Source organism: Scleromatobacter humisilvae (assembly GCF_023231945.1).
GTDB classification, from domain to species: Bacteria; Pseudomonadota; Gammaproteobacteria; order Burkholderiales; family Burkholderiaceae_C; genus Scleromatobacter; species Scleromatobacter humisilvae.
In genome coordinates this window covers 148,655-165,721 of record NZ_JAJLJH010000006.1, presented here as the reverse complement: position 1 = coordinate 165,721, position 17,067 = coordinate 148,655, and the positions used below count along the sequence as shown (strand labels likewise).

The window sequence follows — 17,067 nt, the reverse complement described above, 5'->3', positions numbered from 1 at the left end:
CAAGACGACAACCGGAGACCACGATGACCTCACGCAAGATCTTCTCGTTCCGCTCGCTGGCGCTGGCCGCCGCCGTCGCGCTCGCGGGCACGGCCGCGCACGCGCGCGAGTTCCGCTCCGCCGACATCCACGTCAAGGACTACCCCACCACGCTGGCCGTGAAGTACATGGGCGACCAGCTGTCGAAGAACACCGGCGGCAAGGACAAGATCAAGGTCTTCGCCGACGGCGCGCTCGGCTCCGAGAAGGACACGGTCGAACAGGTCAAGATCGGCGCGCTCGACATGGTGCGCGTCAACAGCGCGGCCTTCCACGGCATCGTGCCCGAGTCGATGATCCCGTCGCTGCCCTTCCTGTTCCGCGACATGGACCACTTCCGCAAGACCATGTATGGCCCACAGGGCGACAAGGTGCTGGCCGCGTTCGAGAAGGCCGGCTTCATCGGCCTGGCGCTGTACGAGAGCGGCGCGCGCTCGATGTACGCCAAGAAGCCGATTCGCAGCGTGGCCGACATGAAGGGCCTGAAGGTGCGCGTGCAGCCGTCCGACCTGTGGGTCAACCTGATCACCGCGGTCGGCGCGTCGCCCACGCCGATGCCGTTCGCGGAGGTCTACACGGGCTTGAAGACGGGCCTGCTCGACGCCGCCGAGAACAACATCCCGTCCTACGACGAGATGAAGCACTACGAGTCGGCGCCGGTGTTCTCCGAGACGCAGCACGTGATGTCGCCCGAGGTGCTGGTTTTCTCCAAGAAGGTGTGGGACACGCTGAGCCCCGACGAGCAGGCCGCGATCCGCAAGTCGGCCAAGGAATCGGTGCCCTACTACCAGACGCTGTGGGTGGCCAAGGAGACCGCGGCCCGCGCCTCGGTGCTCAAGGCCGGCGCGAAGATCATCCCGGCCTCGGAGATCGACCGCAAGGGTTTCATGGACGCCGAGAAGCCGGTGTGGGACAAGTACATGTCCACGCCGGAGATCCGCAGCGTGGTCACCGAGATCGTCAACGCCAAGTAGGCCGCAGGGCCCGCGCCGCACCGGAACCGACATGACCTGGCTCGCCCACCTCAACGCCCGCCTCACCGCCGTCGTGCTCGTGATCGCGCGCCTGTGCCTGGCGGGCCTGGGCATGGTCGTGCTGTACGGCGTGGTGATGCGCTACGTGTTCAACGACGCGCCGCCCTACGTCGAGCAGCTGGCGCTGCTGCTGGTGATCTCGGTGTCGATGTTCGGCGCCGCCGCGGTGGCGCACGACGCCGGCCACATCGGCCTGGACTCCGTCGTCAACCGCTTCCCGCCGGTCGTTCGGCACTGGATCGCGCGGCTGGTGGCGCTGTCGACGCTGACGTTCTCGCTGGTGATCCTGTACGGCGCCTGGGAGATGGCGAAGTCCACGCACGACAACCAGATCCCCACGCTGGGGATCTCCGAGGCGTGGCGCTACCTGCCGCTGATCGTCGCCGGCGCGCTCATCGCGCTGTTCTCGATCGATCGCATGCTGCGGCGCATGCCCGAGCCCGAAGACGAAGAGTGACCCGAACGCCATGGCCCTGACCCTGCTCTGCTCCACGTTCGTCGTCCTGCTGCTGCTGGGCGTGCCGGTGGCCTTCGCCATCGGCCTCGCCTGCCTCGCCGCGTTCTTCTCCGAAGGCCTGCCCATCGCCACGGCCGTGCAGATGATGGTCTCGGGCATGAACGTGTTCTCGTTCCTCGCGATCCCGTTCTTCATCTTCTCGGGCGAGCTGATGCTGCATGGCGGCGTGGCCGACCGCATCATGAACTTCGCGCGCAGCCTCACGGGCCACGTGCGCGGCGGGCTCGGCCTCGCCAACGTGCTCGCGTCGACGCTGTTCGGCGGCGTCTCGGGCTCGCCGGTGGCCGACACCTCCGCGATGGGCGGCGTGATGATCCCGCTGATGAAGCGCGAGGGCTACGGCGCCGACTACGCCGTCAACGTCACCACGCACGCGTCGCTGGCCGGCGCGCTGATGCCCACCTCGCACAACATGATCATCTACGCGTTCGCGGCGCAGGCCGCCGCGGGCGAGATCGCGGGCAACACGATCAAGGGCGTGTCGATCGGCGACCTGATGTTCGCCGGCCTGGTGCCGGTGTTCTGGATCATGGTGTGCATGCTGGTGGCCGCGTACTGGCAGGCGGTGCGCTGCGGCTATCCGAAGCGCGAGGACGGCAGCTCGATGATCCGCATGTTCCCGGGCTGGGGCACGGTCGCGCGCACCGGCATCGCGTCGCTGCCGGGCCTGGCCATCATCGTCATCATCCTGGCCTGCGTGATGGGCGGCGTCACCACCGCCACCGAGGCCGCGGCGATCGCGGTGACGTGGTCGCTGCTGCTCACCACCGTCGTCTACCGCTCGCTGACGCGCCAGAAGCTGTGGCACGCGCTCGGCAAGGCGGCGCGCACGACCGGCGTGATCCTGCTGCTGATCGGCGTGTCCAACATGCTGCGCTGGCAGATGGCCTACCTCGAGATCCCCGAGAGCATCAACGACCTGTTGCTGGGCGCCACGCACCATCCGTGGCTGATGCTGCTGTACATCAACATCATCCAGATCATCCTCGGCATGTTCCTCGACATGGCCGCGCACATCCTGATCACGACGCCGCTGTTCCTGCCGCTGGCCATCCAGATGGGCGTCGGCCCGGTGCAGTTCGGGATGATGCTGCTGCTCAACTGCGCACTGGGCCTCGTGCACCCGCCGGTGGGCACCGTGCAGTTCGTCGGCTGCGCGATCGGCGAGATCTCGATGGGCCAGGCCACGCGCACCGCCTGGCCGTACTACCTGGCGATCTGGGTGGCGATCAACCTCGTGACCTACGTGCCGTCGTTCTCCACCTGGCTGCCGGCCGCCATCACGGGCCATCCGGTGTTCTGAGCCGGCCCGGTTCAGGTCACCGGCGCCGGATTGAACAGCACCAGCGCGTTGTGCAGCTTCCAGTGCTCGGCCCAGGTCTTCTTTCCGCTGGCCACCGACAGCAGCAGGTGGAACAGCTCCCAGCCCATGTCGGCGATCGTCGCCTCGCCGTCGGCGATGCGGCCCGCGTTGACGTCCATCAGGTCGTTCCAGCGCCGCGCCAGGTCGCTGCGCGTCGCCACCTTGACCACCGGGCATTGCGCGAGGCCGTAGGGCGTGCCGCGCCCCGTCGTGAACACATGCAGGTTCATGCCCGCGGCCAGCTGCAGCGTGCCGCAGATGAAGTCGCTGGCCGGCGTGGCCGCATAGACGAGCCCGCGCTGGTCGCGGCGCAGCTTCTCGCCCGGCGACAGCACGTGCGAGATCGCCGACGAGCCGCTCTTGACGATGGAGCCCATCGCCTTTTCCGCGATGTTGGACAGCCCGCCGGCCTTGTTGCCGGGCGTCGTGTTGGCGGCGCGGTCGACGCGGCCGCGATCCAGGTAGCGGTCGTACCAACCGAGCTCGCGCACGATCGCCTCGGCGACGGCCGGCGTCGCCGCGCGGCTGGTGAGCTGGTCGACGGCGTCGCGCACCTCCGTGTTCTCGCTGAACATGATGGTCGCGCCCGCGCGCACCAGCAGGTCCGCGCAGAAGCCGACGGCCGGATTCGCGGTGACGCCCGAGAACGCATCGCTGCCGCCGCACTGGACGCCGACGACCAGCTCGCTGGCCGGCACGGTCTCGCGCCGGCGCGCGTCCAGGCGCGCGAGGTGCGGCCCGGCGCTGGCGACGATGTCCTCGATCATGGACATGAAGCCCACATGGCTGTCGGCCTGCAGGCATACCGTCTCGGGCCCCAGCGCGGCATCGCGCTCGTCGGCGATCGGGAAGCTGCCGGGCGGCAGCAGGCGATCCGGCTGCAGCTTCTCGCAACCCAGGCTCACCACCATCACCTCGCCGCCGAAGTTCGGGTTCAGCGAGATGTTGCGCAGCGTGCGGATCGGGATCTCGGCACCGGGCGCGTCAATGGCCACGCCGCAGCCGTACGTGTGCTCGAGGCCGACGACGTCGTCGACGTGCGGATACAGCGGCAGCAGCTCCGCCTTGATGCGCGCGACGGCCACCGCGACGACGCCGGCCACGCACTGCACGGTCGTCGTGATCGCCAGGATGTTGCGCGTGCCGACCGAACCATCGGCGTTGCGATAGCCCTCGAACGTGTAGCCCGCCAGCGCTTCGACGGGCGCCGCCTCGACGGAGGCCATCGGCAGGCCTTCGAGCTCGCGCGCGGCGGGCATCCGGATCAGCCGCTCGTGCACCCAGCTTCCGGCAGGGATCGGCTTCAACGCGTAGCCGATGGGCACGTTGTAGCGCAGGATGGCCGCGCCCTCGGCGAGGTCGACCAGCGCGACCTTGTGGCCTTGCGGCACCTTGTCGCGCAGCGTGACGCCGGCGCCGGGCACGCCCGCGGGCAACACGGTGCCCGGGGACAGTCCGCCGTCGTTGGCGACGATGGCCACGTTGTCGGCGGCGTGCATGCGGATGGTGAGCGGCGGTCGGCCGGGGGTGTCTGTCATCGCTGTCCTGTCGGAACCGTTCGCGGGCCGGCGCACCTCTCGCGTCCGCGGCTCGGCGGGCGCAATGTTGGTACAGTTCCCACGTAATTTGCTTGCAGTCTGTCGTCGGTTGTCGTACAACGAGATTATGAACTCTCTGCTTTCCGCGCGGCGGATGATCGGTGTAAATCCCAAGTCATGAGTACAGCAGAAGCACGCCGCCGACCCCGCTCGCTGGCGCTCGAGCTCGTGTCCTCGCTCAGCGAACGTATCCGGGATGGCCGCCTGCCCGTCGGCATCAAGATGCCGACCGAGGCCGCGATCATGGCGGAGTTCGAGGTCAGCCGCACCGTGGTGCGCGAAGCCCTGTCCAAGCTCCAGGCCTCGGGCCTGGTCGAGACCCGCCACGGCATCGGCACCTTCGTGCTCGGGCTCGGCGACGACGCCGGCTTCAAGATCAGCCGCGAACAGTACGCGACGCTGCAGGACGTCGTGGCCGTGCTCGAGTTGCGCATCGGCCTCGAGACCGAGGCGGCCGCGCTGGCCGCGCAACGCCGCACGGAGGCCAACCTGGCGGCCATGCGCAAGGCGCTCGACGCGCTCGCTCTTGCGTTGGAGCATGGCAGCGATGCGGTCGCCGCCGACTTCCTGTTCCACCAGGAAGTGGCGCGTGCCACGCAGAACGACCACTTCGCCGACCTGATGACCACGCTCGGCAGCCGCATCATCCCCCGCGCCCGCCTCGAGCCGGCGCAGGCGATGACCGACGAGCGCCGCGAATACCTGCGCCGCGTCAACGGCGAGCACGAGAGCATCTTCGACGCGATCGCCAGCCAGGACGCCGAGGGCGCGCGCGCGGCCATGCGCACCCACCTGGCCAACAGCCGCGAACGCCGCCGCCGCTCGCAGACCGAGCCTCGCTGAGCGCCCAGCGGGGCGGATGGCCGAGAGCAGACCGACGTTCGTTGTACGATGACGGACAAGTAATCCATTGTTCTGTCCATGTCCGATCGGCAGCGGGAAAGCATCCCCTGCTGCGGCCCCTCGTGCGCGCGCTGATCGCACACGACGATGCGAGCGCGACCATGCCGACGCGGCCCGTCGAGCACACGTCCAGATTTCCCCACAGTCTGCGAGGCCGTTCACGACTTCCCAAGTCACGTGGACTCCGTCACGATTCCGACAGCTCGATTCGGTCGTCCAAGAGGCGGCAATCCCCCAGTCGTGAGCCGATACGACGCGTCTCCTGAACGAGCTGTCAAGTGACGCGTCGACGGTGTGTGTCCTCCTCCTGATGAGCGTCAACAAGATCCGTTCGATACCCAGCCTGCCCCGGTACTGGCCGATCGTCGCCGTGTTCGTCGCGATGACGGTGCTGCAGGCCTCGGTGGCCGCGATCAGCATCCAGTTGCTGTCGACCGTGCGGGCCTACGTGGCCGGCGAGAGCCTGTACTCGAAGTCGCAGAAGGACGCGCAGATCTTCCTGCTGGAATACGCCGGCAAGCGCCAGGAGCTCGACTACCAGCGCTTCATGTCGGCGCTGGCCATTCCGCTGGGCGACCGCGCCGCGCGCGAGGCCCTTCAACGCGACGAGCCCGACATCGCGGCCGCCCGGCAAGGATTCCTGGCCGGCGGCAACCACCCCGACGACATCGACGGCCTGATCCGGATGTTCCGCTGGTTCCAGCACGTCCCGTTCATGTCGAGGACGATCGCGACCTGGACGGAAGGCGACCGCACGATCGCGCAGTTGCGCACGCTCGTCGGCAAGGCCCATGAGCGCATACAGGCCGGCGATTCGCAGGCGCCGGCGGTCGAGGCCATGCTGGCGCAGTCGCCCGTCCTGAACGATCGCCTGACCCTCCTCACCAGCGCGTTCTCGGCCCAGCTCGGCGAGGCGTCGCGCACCACGCAGGAGCTGCTGCTCGCGCTCAACACCTGCATCGCCGTGCTGCTGATGATCTCGGGACTCGTCTTCGTGCGCCGGAGCATCCGCCTGCAGGCCGCGTCCGAGCTGCGGATGGAGCGCCTGATGCACGCGGTCACCGAGGGCGTGGTCAGCGTCGACGAGCATCGCCGGATCATCCTGTTCAACGAGGCCGCCGAGGCGATGTTCGGCGTCGCGGCGGGCGAGGCGATGGGCAGCTCCATCGATCGCTTCATCGAGCAACTGCCTCTGGCGGGCGACGCGCCCAAGGCCGCGCCGGGGACGGGGTCGCTCCACGCCCTGACGGGCCGCAAGCGCGACGGCCGCGCCTTCCCGATCGAGGCCTCGTTGTCGCGGCTGCAGATGGCCCAGGGGGTATTGACGACCATCGTGCTGCGCGACATCACCGTGCGCATCGTGGCCGACGCCGAGCGGCGTGCCCACGAGGCGCTCGAGGCCTCGGACAAGGCGAAGACGGATTTCCTCTCGCGCATGAGCCACGAGCTGCGCACGCCGCTCAACGCCGTCATCGGCTTCTCGACGCTGCTGCGGCTGGACACCGTCAAGCCGCTGTCGACGCAGCAGCTCGAGCGCGTCCAGCACATCGAGAACGCCGGCGGCCACCTGCTCGCGCTCGTCAACGACGTGCTCGACCTGTCGCGCATCGAGTCCGGCGAGATGTCCGTCTCGTCGGAGGCGGTGCACCTGCCGCGTGCCATCGAGGAGGCCGCGACGATGGTGTCGCCGCTGGTCACGAAGGCGGGCATCGAGGTCTTCCTGGCGACCGAACTGCCCGAGTCCGAACCGGGCCCGCGCGGCGATGTCCGCGCCATGCCGCCGGGCGAGGTCTGGGTCAAGGCGGATCCGGTGCGGCTGCGGCAGGTGCTGGTCAACCTGCTGAGCAATGCCGTGAAATACAACCGGCCGGGCGGCCGCGTCGCACTGACGTGGAAGCGCAGCCGCTTCGAGTGCGAGATCCTGATCACCGATACCGGCATTGGTATCCCCTCGGATCGCCTGGCCAGCCTGTTCCAGCCGTTCAACCGGCTCGGCGCCGAGACGTCGGCGGTCGAGGGCACCGGCATCGGCCTCGTGCTGTCGCGCCAGCTCGCGGAGATGATGGGCGGCACGCTGAGCGTCAGCAGCACCTTCGGCGTCGGGACGTGCGCGAGCCTGAAGCTGGGCATCGCGAATGCGCCCGCCGCACCCTGCGACACGGCGTGCGCGGGGCGGTCGACGGCGCGGCAGACTGCGGCGCTCTCCGTGCTGTATGCGGAAGACGACGAGGTCAACGCGGAGCTGGTGCGCCAGCTCGTTGGCATGCGCCAGGGGGTATCTCTGCGCGTGGCGAGCAGCGGCGCGAGCGCGCTGGCGAGCGCCCGCCTGGATCCGCCGGACCTGATGCTGGTCGACATGAACCTCGGCGACATGACCGGCATCGAGCTCGCGCGCGAGCTGCGCCGCGATCGCGCGACGCGGGAAGTGCGGCTCGTCGCGCTGTCGGCCGACGCGTTGCCCGAGCAGATCCGCGCGGCCATGGCCAGCGGCTTCGAGAGCTACCTGACCAAGCCGATCAATTTCGAGGAGGTGCTGGCGGTGCTGGACGCGCACTGCCAGGACGCCTTCGCCTGAAATCCGGACCGTCGCGATCACAGGGGACGCGACGACCCGGCCCGAGGCTCGCGCCGCCGACAGGGACGGCGGACTCGAGCGAGCCTGTCCATCAACGTGCACGCTAGGAGATCCATGTCAAACGCATTTCGCCGCACCGGTGACCTCAAGAGCATCGGCAGCTATCCGGTCTGGCTGCAACGCGTCGTCCACGAGACGACGCCGCACAAGCGCCGCGTGGTCGATCACGAATTGTTCGCGCTGATGCGCGACGCCAAGCTGCCGCTGCCGACGCTGCAGCGCTTCCTGGTAGGCATCTGGCCCACGATCGAGCAGTTCCCGCGCTTCATGGCCATGAACCTCAAGAAGGCCGGCTACGGCGACGGCCCCGGCGTGGACATGGCGCGCCGCTACCTGATCCAGAACATCCGCGTCGAGCAGAAGCACGCGGAGCACTGGGCGACCTGGTCCAGCGCGGCCGGCCTGACGCTGAACGACCTGCGCACGGGCTCGGACATCGAGGAGCTCGAGGCCCTCGCGCACTGGTGCTGGTACGTGTGCGACCGCGCCGACCTCGCGGTCGCCGTCGCGGCCACCAACTACGCCGTCGAAGGCGCCACCGGCGAATGGTCGTGCGTCGTGTGCTCGCAGGACACCTACGCCAGGTCGCTGCCCGACGACGTGCGCGTGCCGGCGATGCGCTGGCTGAAGGTGCACGCCGAGTACGACGACACGCATCCGTGGGAGGCGCTCGACATCGTCGCGACGCTGCTGGGCCACGCCCCGAGCGCGCGCGAGATCGCCCATGTCCGCCAGGCGATCAGGACGAGCTACCGCTACATGGAGCTGTCGCTGGACAGCGCGATGATGGCGTCCATCCACGGCACGTTCGACGAGACCGCGTCCAACTCGTCGACGCTGGGCTTCGACAGCCTCAACGTCGCCTGATCGACGACAGGGGCGTGCGCGCGATCAGCCTCGCGCGGACGCCTCGCGCAGCCGCATCAGGCCCGGCAGCGGCACCGAGCGGCGCAGGATGTCCTCGCCCAGCCAGTTCGCCGCCTGGCGCGCGCGCCGCGCGACGACGGCCGGCGCGATCTGCTGGTAATCGTCGTTGAAGACCTCGAAGCTGAAGTCGCCCCGGTAGCCCTGCGCATGCAGCGTCGCCACCAGCGTGGCGACATCCGCGCTGTGCGCGCCCTCGCCCGGGAACACGCGGAAGTGGCGCGCGGTCGAGATGCGTTCCTCGACGGAGCGGATCTCCTGCCACATGAAGTCCGCCAGCTGCACGAGGAAGATGCGCTGCGGATCCAGCCACTGCAGCTCGGTCAGCGGCGTGCGCGTCGCGAGCAGGTGGAACGAGTCCAGGCCCAGGCCGAGGTTGGGCATGTCGGCGCGGCAGATGACGTCCCACGCGTCCGGGAACTGCTCGATCGAGCGGCCCCACGACAAGGCCTCGAACGCGATGCGGATGCCGTACGGCAGCGCCAGCATCGCGAGCTTGCGCAGGTCGCGCGCGATGAGGTCGCGGTCGCCGCTCGCGTGCGCCGACGTCGACGAACAAACGAGCAGCACCTTGGCCCCGACCGCCGCGCACAGATCGAGCATGGACTTGGCGATGTCGACCTTGTAGTCGTGCATCTGGCCGCTGAGCCCTTCGAAGTCGCGCAGCACCTGGAAGCCGGTGACGCGCAGGCCGCTCGCGCGCACGGCGGCGATCGCCGCGTCCAGCCCGCCCTCGTGGCCGACGAGATCGCGCGCCGACAGCATCACCTGCGTGAAGCCGGCCTCGCGGATGGCCTGCAGCTTCTGCGGCAGCGGGCCGGCCAGCGAGATCGTGTCCATGCCGAAGTCGTCGATGCGGCCGGTGGTTTGCGTCATGAGAGGGCTCCGTGAAGATCAGCGCGCCGCGTCGCGCACCAGCTCGAAGACGACGCTGCCCAGCTGCGTGCGCGTCAGCGCGCCGCGCTCGTCCGAGTGCACGTGCGGCGTCTCCGCGAAGGCCATGCCGCGCTCGCGCAGCGCCGCCACGCAGGCGCGCGGGTCGGGCGTGCCGAGCCCGATGCGCGCGATCCACTCGGTGCCCTTGGCGTCGAGGATGCCCGGCTCGGGCTCGATCAGCTGCACGTAGAAGCGGCTGCGCGCGCTGCCCGGTCCGACGAGCACGCGGCCCTTGGGCATCACGCCGAAGCGCTGGTCGTCGGGCAGCACGGCGAAGCCGAACAGCATCGAGTAGAACGCCGTCCAGTCCTGCATGCGGTCGTTGCCGATGTACTGGACGATGCCGAACCAGTGCATGTCGGCGAGCGCCGGCGGCTTCTGGTCGACGGTCGGGATGGCGGTGAAGTCGACGTCGTAGATCGAGAACTCGCGGTAGCGGTCGACGAAGTAGATGCGCGAGCCGCCGACGCCGTGGATCGCCGGGATGTTGAGCTCCATCACCTCCACCTTCGTCGGCACGCCCCACGCGCCGAGATCGAGCACGTGGCGATAGGCCGCCGCGGCGTCGCGCACGCGCAGCGCGATGGCGGCGATCTTCGGCGCCTCGTCGAGTTCGCCCTCGCTGTCCACCGGCGCCGGCGAGCTCGCGTTGACGACGATGTTCATCTCGCCCTGGCGATACAGCGTCACCTCGCGCGAGCGGTGGCGCGCGATCGGCCGGAAGCCCATCATCTCCAGCACCTGGCCCAGCGCCTGCGGGCGCGGGGTGGTGTATTCGATGAACTCGATGCCATCGAGTCCGATCGGGTCGCTGGCCTCGGTGGCGAGTTCGCGGTCGAGTGCGGGAGACGTCATCGATAGCTCCTCGGGTCGGGATGAGGTCGATGGTAGGACAGTTTCAGCCATGGCCACCGATCAGAAGCGCAGCAGGCCGCCCAGCTGCACGCCCGTGATGCGCTGGCCGGTGAGGTTGGCGCCCGAGAAGTTCTTGGTCAGGCCGGCCGATCCCGCCAGCCCGAACGAGCCGGTCGTGTCGTTGTCCATCTCGTCGATCAGGCCGTAGAGCGTGAAGTTGGAGAACGCCTGCCAGTACGCACCCACCGACCAGCCCGTGGCGCTGCCGCTGGAGTTGACCGTGTCGCGGATCTTGCCGTACAGGCCGCCCACGCGCAGCGTCGAGCTCACCCGGTAGTCGGCCGAGACCTGGTAGATGTCGTAGGGCGTGTGCACCGTGGCATTGCTGCCGTTGACCACGCTGGGGATGTTGCCCACCTCGTTGCCGCCGGTGTTGTTGAGCGCGCCGCCGCCGTTGTTCGAGCGGATGAACACCGCGTAGATCGTGCCCATGCCGTAGTCGTAGTTCGCATACGCGCTGTGGTAGTAGACCTCGGCGCCGTTGACCGTGCCCTTGGGCTCCTTGGCCAGCAGCCCCGAGTAGGCGACGCGGATCGGGCCGTTGACGTAGTCGGCGCGCAGCTGCATCACGCCTTGGTTGAACGTGCTCGTGTTCTGCTGGCCGCCGCCGCCGATGGCGTAGTGCGCCACCACCTGCACCCCGGCGATGCGCGGCGAGAGATACGCGAAGTCGCCGTCGTAGCGCGAGGGCACGCCGAACGAGTTGACCACCGAGCCCAGGTTGCGCTCGGTGTAGTCGATGTAGTTGCCGGTGGCCTGGATGTCGGTGTTCTGGCGGCCCACGCGGAACTCGCCCAAGGACGTGTTGGTCAGGCCGGCCCAGGCCTGGCGGTCGAACAGGCGGCCGCTGGTGGTCAGGCCGGTCGTGCCGGCGTTGGGCTGGTCGGCCTGGGTGCCGTTGGTGGCGTTCAGGCCCGTCTCCAGCGTGAAGGCGGCGCCGTAGCCGGAGCCGAAGTCCTTCGAGCCGGTGAAGCCCAGCCGGCTGCGCAGCAGCGCGCCGTCCTGCAGCGCGTTGATCTTGGCGCCGCTGCTGCTGTGCATGTGGTTGACGTACTCGTCGACGTCGCCGTAGACCATGAAGCTGCCGCCGTTGGTCTTGATCTGCAGCAGGCGCGGCACGGGCACCAGCGCCGAGGCGTTGCCGATGTCGGTGGCCGAGGGGATGGCCGGCGGCGGGTTGACGACCACGGCCGGCGCCGGCGGGGGCGCCGCCGCCGCGGCCGCCGCGGCCTTCTGCTGGTCGGCGTCGCGCTGCGCCTGGAGTTCGGCGACCTGCGCCTGCAGCTTCGCGAGCGCGGCCTGCAGGTCGGCGAGCTGGTCGGCGCGCGCGCTGCCTGCGGCGGCGAACAGGCCCGCCGCGACGAGCGCGGCCGCGACCTGGTTCAAGCGGAACGACGTGGTGCTGGGGGTCATCGAATGTCTCCTGGTGGTGGTTTTAGTGGGACGGGAAATCGAGGCCGCCATGCAGCGGCTTGTCCGGGGCACTTTCGCGCCCGGCGCGTGTTGCTTGAATCCGGAAACCTAGGCCTGGCGCGCCGCGGAGGCCGCCGCGCGCAGTCCCAACAAATAGCTGTCGATGCCGAAGCCGCAGATCTGTCCGCGCACGATCTCGGCGAACACCGACCTGTGGCGGAATTCCTCGCGCGCATGCACGTTGGACATGTGCACCTCGACGACCGGCGCCTTCAGGATCGCCAGCGCGTCGCGGATGCCGATGCTGTAGTGGGTCCACGCGCCGGCGTTGATGACGACGGCGTCGACCGCGTCCCTGAACGCCTGGTGGATGCGCTCGCACAGCACGCCTTCGATGTTGCTGTGGAAGCAGGTCACGTCCACGTCCAGCTCGCGGCCGAGCGCGCGCAGGCGCTCGTCGATCTCGGCCAGCGTGGCGCTGCCGTACGTCGCCGGGTCGCGCTTGCCGAACATGTCCAGGTTGATGCCATGCAGCACCAGGATTCTCGTCATGGCTTGTCTCCTCGCACCTCGAAGGCCGATGGTCTTGTCTTGTGTTCAGTAGCGCAGTTGCGCGACCTCGCGCAGTTCCTCCGGCGTGGCGGTGCCGAAGCCGAAGAACTCGAGGTAGGCCGGGATCATCTCGAACAGCATGTCGGTGCCGAGCTGGAACGGGCAGCCGCGGGCCTGCGCGGCCAGCAGCAGCGGCGTCATCTCCTGCTTCATCACGACCTCGCCGACGAAGGTCGTGGGCGCGACGCGGGACATGTCGAAGGGCAGCGGGTCGCCCTCCTTCATGCCCAGCGGCGTGGCGTTGACGATCAGGTCGAAGCCGGCCGGATCGTTGGAACCGGTGCCGATCTCGAGCTGCGGGTAGTGCTCGCGCAGGCGCGCGGCGAGCGCCTGCGACGAGGCCACGTGGCCGTCGTAGAGCGCCATCTGCGCGACGCCCGCCGCCGCGAGCGACGCCGCGATGGCCGAGCCCACGCCGCCGTTGCCCGACACCAGCACCCGCTTGCCCGCGAGCCGCAGGCCCTTGCGCTCGATGCCGCGCACGAAGCCGGCGCCGTCGAACTGGTCGCCCAGCAGCGTGCCGTCCGGGCGCAGCAGGATCGCGTTGGAGGCGCCGGCGATGCGCGCGGTCGGCGTGATCTCGTCGACCAGCGAGTTGGCCACCACCTTGTGCGGCATCGTCACGAGCGCGCCGCGCACGTTGGACATGCGGAAGATCGCCTTCAGGCTCGTCGCGAAGTCCTCGGGGCGCACGCCCATCGGGATGACGGCCGCATCGATGCCGTGCTTGTCGAACCACGGGTTGTAGATCATCGGCGCCTTGAAGCTCTCGGTGGGAAAGCCGATGTGGGCGATGAGGGTGGTCTTGCCGCTGATCATGGATGGCTCCGGAAGTGGACGGACGCGTTCAGGCCGCCTTGCGCCAGCGCGACTGCGAGATCACGACCTCGCGCTGCTGGTCGTATTCGCTCTTCGGCGTGGGCGACGCGCCGCGCTCGCCGAGCGCCTTCAGCGGCATGCGGTAGGTCTCGCGGGCGCTCCAGGCGGAGATCGCGGCGATCAGCGTGGTGACCAGCGTCAAGCCGCCGATCGTCAGCGGGATGTTGCTCGATCCCGGAGGCGCCACGGCGGCGAACAGGGCCGGCAGCATCGCGGTGATCATCGTGCCGATGTTCTGCGAGATCGCCATCGCGGACACGCGCGCCCGGGTCGGGAACAGCTCCGGGTAGAAGCTCGGGAACACCGCGTTGTAGCCCTGGTAGACGACGCCCCACATCAGCAGCGACATCCCGATGGCCAGCGGCACGCTGTGGATGCTGATCGCGTACAGGTAGCCGAACGACAGCAGCCCCGCGCCGAGCGCGCCGAAGATGATGGGCGGACGGCGGCCGATCCTGTCCGAGAGGTTGCCGACGAACGGGATCACCAGCACCGCGATGATGTTGCCCAGCACCGGGATCCAGAGGTAGACCGACTTGCTGAAGCCGATGCCGTAGGCCGGCTGCACCGCATACGCCGCGCCGAACACCGTGGCCACGACGGCGATCACGTTCATCAGCGAGCAGCAGATCACGCGCAGCATGTCGGCCCAGTGGTACTTGACGGCCTCGATGACCGGCGCGCGCGGCACGTCGCCGCGCTGGGCCTCGGCCGCGAACGCGGGCGTCTCCTCGACCTCGCGACGGATGACGAACGCCACCGCGATCACCGCGAAGCTGAGGATGAACGGCACGCGCCAGCCCCAGGCATTGAACTGCTCCTCCGGCATGTAGTGCGCCAGCGGCAGGAAGACCGCGGCCGCCAGGATCTGGCCGGCCTGCACGCCCTGCAGCGTGAAGCTCGCGAAGAAGCCGCGCCGTCCGAAGGGCGCGTGCTCCAGGATCATCGAGCTGGCGCCCGAGATCTCGCCCGCCACCGCGAAGCCCTGGATCAGCCGCAGCACCACCAGCAGCAGCGGGGCCAGCAGGCCGACCTGCTCGTAGGTGGGCAGCAGGCCGACGGCGATCGTCGAGAAGCCCATCACGAACATGCAGATCAGCAGCACGCGCTTGCGGCCGTGGGTGTCGCCCAGGTGGCCCAGGAAGAACGCGCCGATCGGCCGCGCCACATACCCCACCCCGTACGTCGCCAGCGACGCGACGATCGCCGCGGTGGCGTTGCCCTTGGGAAAGAATATCTGCGGGAAGATCAGCGACGCCGCGGTCGCGTAGATGAAGAAGTCGTAGTACTCGAGTGCCGAGCCGATCCATCCGCTGGCGGTCGCCTTGCGCGTCTGTTCCCGGCTGTGCTGATCCTGGGTCGTCATGCTTGTCTCCATTCGTGTGGGCCTCGGGCGGATGAGCGTGCTCTCCGTCTCTGGATCCGAATGTAGGCAGCGCGCGGGTTTTTTCCCATAGGCAGTCGCGGCCAGACGATCGATCATCGATCGCAGTTGATCGATGATGGTTCATTCCTAGGGTTTCACCTGAGCATGCCGGCCAGCAAGGACATCGACCGCTCGCTGTTGATCGAGGGCCTGGGCAAGGGCCTGCGCATCATCGAGCTGTTCTCGGACGACCACCCGCGCCTGACGGCCACCGAGGCCGGCGTGCTGTCCGGCCTGACGCGCACCGCCGCGCGCCGCTACCTCGTGAGCCTGGTGCACTACGGCTACGCCGACACCGACGGCAAGCACTACTGGCTGCTGCCGTCCATCCTGCGTCTCGGCCAGAGCTACCTGGAGGCCGCGCGCCTGCCGCGGCTGGTGCGTCCGTTCCTGCAGCGGCTGTCGATGCAGACGGGCGAGACGGCCAACCTGAGCGTGCTCGACGGCCACGAGATCGTCTACCTCGAGCGCAGCAACTCGCCGCGCGTCGTGTCGATCGGCTTCCACCCGGGCGCGCGCACCCCGGCGCACGTGGTCTCGCCCGGCTTCGCGATCCTGGCGACGCTCGATCGCCCGAAGCTCGACGCCTGGATTGCCGCGCACGACTTCAGCCGCTTCACCGCCGACACCATCACCGAGCTGGCCGCGTTCCGCGACAAGGTCTCCGCGGCCAGGCAGCTCGGCTACTCGTACGTCAACCAGTACATCGACGTCGGCCTGGGCGGCATCGCCGCGGCGCTGTTCGACCGCCATGGCCATTGCGTGGGCGCGGTCAGCATGACCTTCCAGCTGCAGCGCTATCCCGAGGAGGCCGCGCTGACGCAGCTGCTGCCCGCGCTGCAGGACGTCGTCAAGGTGTTGCGCGAGGTGATCTGACGCGCGGCTTCGCGTCGCTCGTCAGCAGCGCCGCCACCTGCTCGCGCAGCCAGCGGTTGGCCGGATCCTGGTGGAAGCGCGCGTGCCAATGCTGCTTGACGGTGAACGACGGCAAGGGCGCCGGGCAGGCGAGCACGCGCAATCCGGCGTTGCGCGCCAGCAGCTCGCCGATCTGGCGCGGCAGCGTCGCGACGAGATCGGACGCGGACACGATCGCGGCCAGCCCGAGGAAGCCCGGCAGCGTCAGCATCACGCGGCGCTCGACGCGCGCGCGTGCCAGCGCGCCCTCGAGATCGGCGATGCCGGCGCCGGCCGCCGTGACCACGTGCTCGGCCTCGCGGTACGTGCGCAGCGTCAGCGTCGCGCCGATGCGCGCGTTGCCCGGACGGGCCAGGCAGATCCAGTCCTGCTTGAACAACGCCTGCTGGTAGAAGCCGGTGTCCAGCCCGGGAACATTGCCGACGGCGATGTCGGCCGCGCCGGACTGGAGCGCCGCCGCGGTCTCGTCGTCGATGCGCACCGCGGTCACGGGCGCGCGCGGCGCGTGCGCGCGCAGCGTCGCGAGCAGGCGCGGCAACAGCGTCGCGTGGCTCGCGTCGGTCATGCAGATGCGCCAGGGCCGCGTGCTGGTCCCCGGGTCGAACGCGGCGGGCGGCTCGGCGATCTCGCGCAGCGCGCGCAGGGCCTCGCGCACCGGCGCGGCGAGCGCCTGGGCGCGCGGCGTGGGCAGCATGCCGCCGGCGGTGCGCACGAACAGCGGATCGCCCAGCCGCTGGCGCAGCTTGCCCAGCCAGATGCTGACCGTCGGCTGGCTCTGGCCCAGCGCCTCGGCCGAGCGGGTGACGCTGCGGGTCTCGAGGATCTGCTCGAACAGGCGCAGCCACTTGACGTCGAGCTCGCCGACGCGGGCATCGTCTTCGACGGCCATCCGACCTCCATTGCGTTTCGACATGTCGACCATTGGCCTTGCATCGTAGACGACATGGATCGATTCGCC

15 protein-coding genes are annotated in these 17,067 nt (G+C 69.2%); 7 read left to right on the top strand and 8 right to left on the bottom strand.

Annotation, left to right across the window (positions count from 1 at the left end):
* Positions 1-23 precede the first annotated feature (23 nt).
* The 3 genes from LPC04_RS19625 to LPC04_RS19615 are packed head-to-tail and all read left to right on the top strand — an operon-like array spanning position 24 to position 2,893.
* Entirely contained in the window at positions 24-1,013 is a 990-nt protein-coding gene (locus tag LPC04_RS19625; protein WP_275683969.1) for a TRAP transporter substrate-binding protein, read from the top strand.
* 31 nt (positions 1,014-1,044) lie between these two features.
* Positions 1,045-1,530: a TRAP transporter small permease gene (locus LPC04_RS19620; protein ID WP_275683968.1), complete on the top strand. Its 486-nt coding sequence runs from the start codon at positions 1,045-1,047 to the stop codon at positions 1,528-1,530.
* A gap of 10 nt (positions 1,531-1,540) precedes the next feature.
* Positions 1,541-2,893, top strand: a complete 1,353-nt coding sequence (locus LPC04_RS19615) for a TRAP transporter large permease (RefSeq protein WP_275683967.1) — start codon at positions 1,541-1,543, stop codon at positions 2,891-2,893.
* An 11-nt stretch (positions 2,894-2,904) separates the two neighbouring features.
* On the opposite strand, the gene garD is transcribed toward LPC04_RS19615, so the two are convergent.
* Complete coding sequence (gene garD / locus LPC04_RS19610) at positions 2,905-4,491, bottom strand: galactarate dehydratase (RefSeq protein WP_275683966.1); 1,587 nt, start codon at positions 4,489-4,491, stop codon at positions 2,905-2,907.
* Between the two features lie 177 nt (positions 4,492-4,668).
* On the opposite strand from garD, the gene LPC04_RS19605 reads away from it, so the two are divergent.
* From LPC04_RS19605 to LPC04_RS19595, 3 genes are all read left to right on the top strand, one after another.
* Positions 4,669-5,394 carry a FadR/GntR family transcriptional regulator gene (locus tag LPC04_RS19605; protein ID WP_275683965.1) on the top strand — a complete coding sequence of 242 codons (726 nt, stop codon included), beginning with the start codon at positions 4,669-4,671 and terminating at the stop codon, positions 5,392-5,394.
* A gap of 352 nt (positions 5,395-5,746) precedes the next feature.
* The gene (locus LPC04_RS19600; protein ID WP_275683964.1) at positions 5,747-8,029 is read left to right on the top strand and encodes an ATP-binding protein; all 2,283 of its coding nucleotides are present in this window, start codon (positions 5,747-5,749) and stop codon (positions 8,027-8,029) included.
* Between the two features lie 114 nt (positions 8,030-8,143).
* Entirely contained in the window at positions 8,144-8,956 is an 813-nt protein-coding gene (locus tag LPC04_RS19595; RefSeq protein WP_275683963.1) for an iron-containing redox enzyme family protein, read from the top strand.
* Between the two features lie 24 nt (positions 8,957-8,980).
* Here the strand turns inward: LPC04_RS19595 and LPC04_RS19590 are convergent, their stop codons facing one another.
* From LPC04_RS19590 to LPC04_RS19565, 6 genes are all read right to left on the bottom strand, one after another.
* Entirely contained in the window at positions 8,981-9,889 is a 909-nt protein-coding gene (locus tag LPC04_RS19590; protein WP_275683962.1) for a sugar phosphate isomerase/epimerase family protein, read from the bottom strand.
* Positions 9,890-9,907: 18 nt separating this feature from the next.
* Positions 9,908-10,804, bottom strand: coding sequence for a VOC family protein (locus LPC04_RS19585; RefSeq protein WP_275683961.1), 897 nt, complete (start codon positions 10,802-10,804; stop codon positions 9,908-9,910).
* A gap of 60 nt (positions 10,805-10,864) precedes the next feature.
* On the bottom strand, positions 10,865-12,277 hold the full coding sequence (locus LPC04_RS19580) for a porin (protein ID WP_275683960.1): 1,413 nt from the start codon (positions 12,275-12,277) through the stop codon (positions 10,865-10,867).
* Between the two features lie 108 nt (positions 12,278-12,385).
* Positions 12,386-12,829 (bottom strand): type II 3-dehydroquinate dehydratase, encoded by a 444-nt coding sequence (gene aroQ, locus LPC04_RS19575; RefSeq protein WP_275683959.1) that lies wholly within the window; start codon positions 12,827-12,829, stop codon positions 12,386-12,388.
* Between the two features lie 45 nt (positions 12,830-12,874).
* Positions 12,875-13,708, bottom strand: a complete 834-nt coding sequence (locus LPC04_RS19570) for a shikimate dehydrogenase family protein (protein WP_275683958.1) — start codon at positions 13,706-13,708, stop codon at positions 12,875-12,877.
* A 28-nt stretch (positions 13,709-13,736) separates the two neighbouring features.
* Positions 13,737-15,134, bottom strand: a complete 1,398-nt coding sequence (locus LPC04_RS19565; protein ID WP_420854745.1) for an MFS transporter — start codon at positions 15,132-15,134, stop codon at positions 13,737-13,739.
* A gap of 165 nt (positions 15,135-15,299) precedes the next feature.
* Between LPC04_RS19565 and LPC04_RS19560 the strand changes: the two genes are divergently transcribed.
* A complete protein-coding gene (locus tag LPC04_RS19560) occupies positions 15,300-16,070 on the top strand; it encodes an IclR family transcriptional regulator domain-containing protein (protein ID WP_275683956.1) in 771 nt (256 codons plus the stop codon).
* Here LPC04_RS19560 and LPC04_RS19555 read toward each other — a convergent pair.
* Positions 16,045-16,998 carry a LysR family transcriptional regulator gene (locus LPC04_RS19555; protein ID WP_275683955.1) on the bottom strand — a complete coding sequence of 318 codons (954 nt, stop codon included), beginning with the start codon at positions 16,996-16,998 and terminating at the stop codon, positions 16,045-16,047. The two genes, LPC04_RS19560 and LPC04_RS19555, sit on opposite strands and share 26 nt — an antisense overlap.
* Positions 16,999-17,067: the final 69 nt, after the last annotated feature.

Coding starts and splice junctions, on each gene's coding strand:
- LPC04_RS19555 (WP_275683955.1), bottom strand. CDS start 16,998: ATGGCCGTCGAAGACGATGCCCGCGTCGGCGAGCTCGACGTCAAGTGG.
- LPC04_RS19615 (WP_275683967.1), top strand. CDS start 1,541: ATGGCCCTGACCCTGCTCTGCTCCACGTTCGTCGTCCTGCTGCTGCTG.
- LPC04_RS19595 (WP_275683963.1), top strand. CDS start 8,144: ATGTCAAACGCATTTCGCCGCACCGGTGACCTCAAGAGCATCGGCAGC.
- aroQ (WP_275683959.1), bottom strand. CDS start 12,829: ATGACGAGAATCCTGGTGCTGCATGGCATCAACCTGGACATGTTCGGC.
- LPC04_RS19605 (WP_275683965.1), top strand. CDS start 4,669: ATGAGTACAGCAGAAGCACGCCGCCGACCCCGCTCGCTGGCGCTCGAG.
- LPC04_RS19620 (WP_275683968.1), top strand. CDS start 1,045: ATGACCTGGCTCGCCCACCTCAACGCCCGCCTCACCGCCGTCGTGCTC.
- LPC04_RS19585 (WP_275683961.1), bottom strand. CDS start 10,804: ATGACGTCTCCCGCACTCGACCGCGAACTCGCCACCGAGGCCAGCGAC.
- LPC04_RS19590 (WP_275683962.1), bottom strand. CDS start 9,889: ATGACGCAAACCACCGGCCGCATCGACGACTTCGGCATGGACACGATC.
- LPC04_RS19580 (WP_275683960.1), bottom strand. CDS start 12,277: ATGACCCCCAGCACCACGTCGTTCCGCTTGAACCAGGTCGCGGCCGCG.
- LPC04_RS19625 (WP_275683969.1), top strand. CDS start 24: ATGACCTCACGCAAGATCTTCTCGTTCCGCTCGCTGGCGCTGGCCGCC.
- garD (WP_275683966.1), bottom strand. CDS start 4,491: ATGACAGACACCCCCGGCCGACCGCCGCTCACCATCCGCATGCACGCC.
- LPC04_RS19560 (WP_275683956.1), top strand. CDS start 15,300: ATGCCGGCCAGCAAGGACATCGACCGCTCGCTGTTGATCGAGGGCCTG.
- LPC04_RS19565 (WP_420854745.1), bottom strand. CDS start 15,134: ATGACGACCCAGGATCAGCACAGCCGGGAACAGACGCGCAAGGCGACC.
- LPC04_RS19570 (WP_275683958.1), bottom strand. CDS start 13,708: ATGATCAGCGGCAAGACCACCCTCATCGCCCACATCGGCTTTCCCACC.